Genomic DNA, 3,796 nt, shown 5'->3' with positions numbered 1-3,796 from the left:
CATCGAGGGCACCGTCACGCTGGACGGCGAGGATATTTTTTCCCGCAAAATGGACGTGAACCTGCTGCGCAAGCGCGTCGGCATGGTCTTCCAGAAGCCGAATCCCTTCCCCATGAGCATTTATGACAACGTGGCCTATGGCCCGCGCACCCACGGCGTCCGCTCCCGCGTGAAGCTCGACGAGATCGTCGAAAAATCGCTGCGCGGCGCCGCCATCTGGGACGAGGTGAAGGATCGCCTGAAAAAGAGCGCCCTCGGCATGTCCGGCGGCCAGCAGCAGCGCCTGTGCATCGCGCGAGCCCTTGCCGTTGAGCCGGAGGTCCTGCTGATGGACGAGCCGACGAGCGCTCTCGACCCGATCTCCACTTCGCGCATCGAAGAGCTTGCCATGGAGCTGAAAAAGGATTATACTATTGTTATGGTCACGCACAATATGCAGCAGGCCGCCCGCATCTCGGACAAAACGGCGTTTTTCCTGCTGGGCGATATGGTCGAATTCGGCCCGACGGAGAAGATCTTCTCCATGCCGCAGGACCGTCGCACCGAAGATTACATCACGGGGAGGTTTGGCTGATGCGCATCCGCTTTGACGAGCAGCTGGAGCTGCTCAACCGGAAACTGATTGAAATGGGCGCGCTGTGCGAGGACGCGATCTCCGCCTCCATGCACACGCTGAAAAATGAAACGGACAAGCAAAGCGCCGAAAAGGCGGCCGCGCTGGAGCGCGAGATCGACCACAAGGAGCGCGAGATCGAGAGCCTGTGCATGAAGCTCCTGCTGCAGCAGCAGCCCGTTGCGCGCGACCTGCGCACGATCTCCTCCGCGCTGAAAATGATCTCCGATCTGGAGCGCATCGGCGACCAGGCCTCGGACATCGCGGGCATCACCGGCTACATCAAGGATGAGCAGCTCAAGTCGGGCACGCACATCTATGAAATGGCCCGCGCCGCCAGCCGCATGGTCACGGACAGCGTCGACTCCTTCGTCCGCAAGGATCTCGGCAAGGCCCGTGCCGTTCAGAAGGAGGACGACATCGTCGACGGCCTGTTCGACACCGTGAAAAACGAGCTGGTCGGTCAGATCACCGAGCACCCGGACCTGAGCGGCGAGTGCCTCGATCTTTTGATGATCGCAAAGTATCTCGAGCGCATCGGCGACCATGCCGTGAATGTGGCAGAGTGGGTCGAATATTCCATCACCGGCGCACATGCCGGAGAGTAAGGGGAACTTTTTATGATCTATTTGCTGGAGGACGACAGCGCCATTCGCGAGCTTGTTGTCTACACGCTCTGCAGCACCGGGCTGGAGGCCACGGGCTTCGCCGCGCCCTCGGAGTTTTATGACGCCATGGAGCGCGCCCTGCCGGAGCTGCTGATCCTGGACATCATGCTGCCGGAGGAGGACGGGCTTTCCATCCTGCGCCGGCTGCGCGCCAGCCCGCGCACGGAGCACCTGCCCGTCATGATGCTCACTGCGCGCAGCAGCGAATATGACAAGGTCATCGGGCTGGACGGCGGCGCGGATGATTATCTTACAAAGCCGTTCGGCATGATGGAGCTGATCTCCCGCGTGCGCGCTCTGCTGCGCCGGGCGGAGTTCGGCCGCGAGCGCCGCGAGAAGCTGCGCTGCGGGGACATCGAGTGCGACACCACCACGCACACCATGCGCGCCTGCGGCGAGGAGCTGACGCTCACGCTGAAGGAATACGAGCTGCTGCACCTGATGCTCGAGCATCCGATGCAGGTCTTTACGCGTGACCGGCTGCTTTCCAGCATCTGGGGCTATGAATTTGACGGCGAGAGCCGCACCGTGGACGTCCATATCCGCTCCCTGCGCCTGAAGCTCGGCGCAGCGGGCGGCCAGATCGAGACGGTCCGCGGTGTGGGCTACCGCCTGCGGGAGACTGCGGTATGACAAAACGAATTTTCCGGTCCATTTTTCTGGTGGCCCTCGTCGTGCTCCTGCTGAGCGTGGCGCTGCTGTCCGTCGTGTTTTATAACGACTATGCCGTGCAGTACCGCTCGGAGCTGAAGAGCGAGGCCCTCTCCATGGCCCATGCCATCAACGGCGGCCTTGCGGAGGAGGAGTATCTGCGCTCGCTGGAGCAGGATAAGATCTCACCGATCCGCATCACCTGGATCGGCGCCGACGGCACCGTCCGCTATGACAACGAGGCCGCCCCCGCGCAGATGGAGAACCACGCCGCGCGCACCGAGGTGGCTGATGCCCTGCGCTACGGCGCGGGTGAGAGCGAGCGCTATTCCGCGACGCTGTCCCAGAAGACGTTCTACTATGCCTGCCGCCTGCAGGACGGCACGGTGCTCCGGCTGGCCGGAACGCGTGATTCCGTGCTCGGCATCCTGCTGCGCATGCTGCGCCCGGCCGTTGCGGCCGTGCTTGTCGCCATTGCGCTGGCGTGGCTGCTGTCCTATCGTCTGTCGAAGCGCATTGTCCGCCCGCTGAATGCTCTCGACCTGGAGCATCCGGAGCAGGCGGAGGCCTATGACGAGCTTTCCCCCCTGCTGGAGAAAATTTCCGCCCAGAACAGGCAGATCGCCGCGCAGATGGACGAGCTGCGCCGCCGCCAGACGGAGTTCACCGCCATCACGGAGCACATGAACGAAGGCCTGCTCATCGTCGACGCCCGGACGAACCTGCTGTTCTGCAACCCGAGCGCGCGCCGCCTGCTGCAGATCGAAAATGTCGAAAAGCAGTCCGTGCTGGCCGTGAACCGCAGCGAGGACTTCCGGGAGGCCGTGCAGCGCGCTCTGTCGGGCGAGCACGACCTGCGCACCCTGACGCTCGACGGCCGCATCTACCAGCTCATGGCCAACCCGGCTATGGAGGACGGCCGCCTTGCGGGCGCGGTGCTCGTGCTGCTGGACGTGACGGAGCGCGAGAATCGCGAGCAGCTCCGCCGCGAATTCACGGCGAACGTCTCCCACGAGCTGCGCACGCCGCTGACGTCCATCTCCGGCTTTGCCGAGCTCATCCGCGACGGCATCGCAAAGCCGCAGGACGTGCAGCACTTCGCCGGGAACATCTACACCGAGGCGCAGCGCCTCATCGCTCTGGTCGGCGATATCATCCGCCTGTCCCAGCTCGACGAGGGCAGCGTGGGCAGCGAAAAGACGGACCTGCGCCTCGACGGCATGGCCGCAAGCGTCGTCTCCCGCCTGCAGGACGCGGCCGCACAGCACGACGTCACGCTCCGCACGGAGCTGAAGCCCTGCCGCGTGCACGGCATTGCGCAGATCGTGGACGAGCTGATCTACAATCTCTGCGACAATGCCATCAAGTATAACCGCAAGGGCGGCAGCGTGACCGTCAGCACGGCGGAGGAGAACGGCCAGCCGGTCCTCCGCGTGGCGGATACCGGCATCGGCATCCCGGCGGCGGAGCAGGACCGCGTGTTCGAGCGCTTCTACCGCGTGGATAAGAGCCATTCGCGCGCCATCGGCGGCACGGGCCTCGGCCTGTCCATCGTGAAGCACGCTGCGGCCTATCACCACGCCCGCGTTGCACTGGAGAGCACCCTTGGCACGGGTACGACCGTCACCGTCACCTTCCCCCGCCCCGGCGAGGCGTAAGAAAACAGAATGAGCCGCTGCGGTTCTGCCGCAGCGGCTTTTTGCGCGCAAATGTTATTCATGTTTGTAGGGGAGGGGCATGCCCCTCCCGGCGACACGCTGACGATTCGTATTGGCTATCGATAAAATGGTAAAAACCAATTGCGTCTGTAGCGGCGCTCACTGCGCAGCCGTTGGCGGCTTTGCCGCCTTACGGATGCGGCGTC

General features: G+C 63.8%; 4 protein-coding genes. All 4 read left to right on the top strand.

All coding sequences use genetic code 11. The features are described from left to right. The coding region (locus tag WMO66_RS00840) for a phosphate ABC transporter ATP-binding protein (RefSeq protein ID WP_349134513.1) at positions 1-574 on the top strand (574 nt) is incomplete at its 5' end. Continuing rightward, entirely contained in the window at positions 574-1,221 is a 648-nt protein-coding gene (phoU, locus tag WMO66_RS00835) for a phosphate signaling complex protein PhoU (RefSeq protein WP_349134512.1), read from the top strand. The genes WMO66_RS00840 and phoU, both read left to right, overlap by 1 nt. A gap of 12 nt (positions 1,222-1,233) precedes the next feature. Next, on the top strand, positions 1,234-1,914 hold the full coding sequence (locus tag WMO66_RS00830) for a winged helix-turn-helix domain-containing protein (RefSeq protein WP_349134511.1): 681 nt from the start codon (positions 1,234-1,236) through the stop codon (positions 1,912-1,914). Further along, positions 1,911-3,590 (top strand): sensor histidine kinase, encoded by a 1,680-nt coding sequence (locus WMO66_RS00825; RefSeq protein WP_349134510.1) that lies wholly within the window; start codon positions 1,911-1,913, stop codon positions 3,588-3,590. Before WMO66_RS00830 ends, WMO66_RS00825 begins: the two co-directional genes overlap by 4 nt. Positions 3,591-3,796: the final 206 nt, after the last annotated feature.

The sequence above is a fragment of the Faecousia intestinalis genome (assembly GCF_040096185.1).
Classification (GTDB): Bacteria; Bacillota; Clostridia; order Oscillospirales; family Oscillospiraceae; genus JAZOXB01.
This window is presented reverse-complemented; position numbering and strand designations above follow the sequence as displayed.

Bases quoted from the DNA above. Each gene is read 5' to 3' on its own strand.
- phoU (WP_349134512.1), top strand. From the start codon at position 574: ATGCGCATCCGCTTTGACGAGCAGCTGGAGCTGCTCAACCGGAAACTG.
- WMO66_RS00830 (WP_349134511.1), top strand. From the start codon at position 1,234: ATGATCTATTTGCTGGAGGACGACAGCGCCATTCGCGAGCTTGTTGTC.
- WMO66_RS00825 (WP_349134510.1), top strand. From the start codon at position 1,911: ATGACAAAACGAATTTTCCGGTCCATTTTTCTGGTGGCCCTCGTCGTG.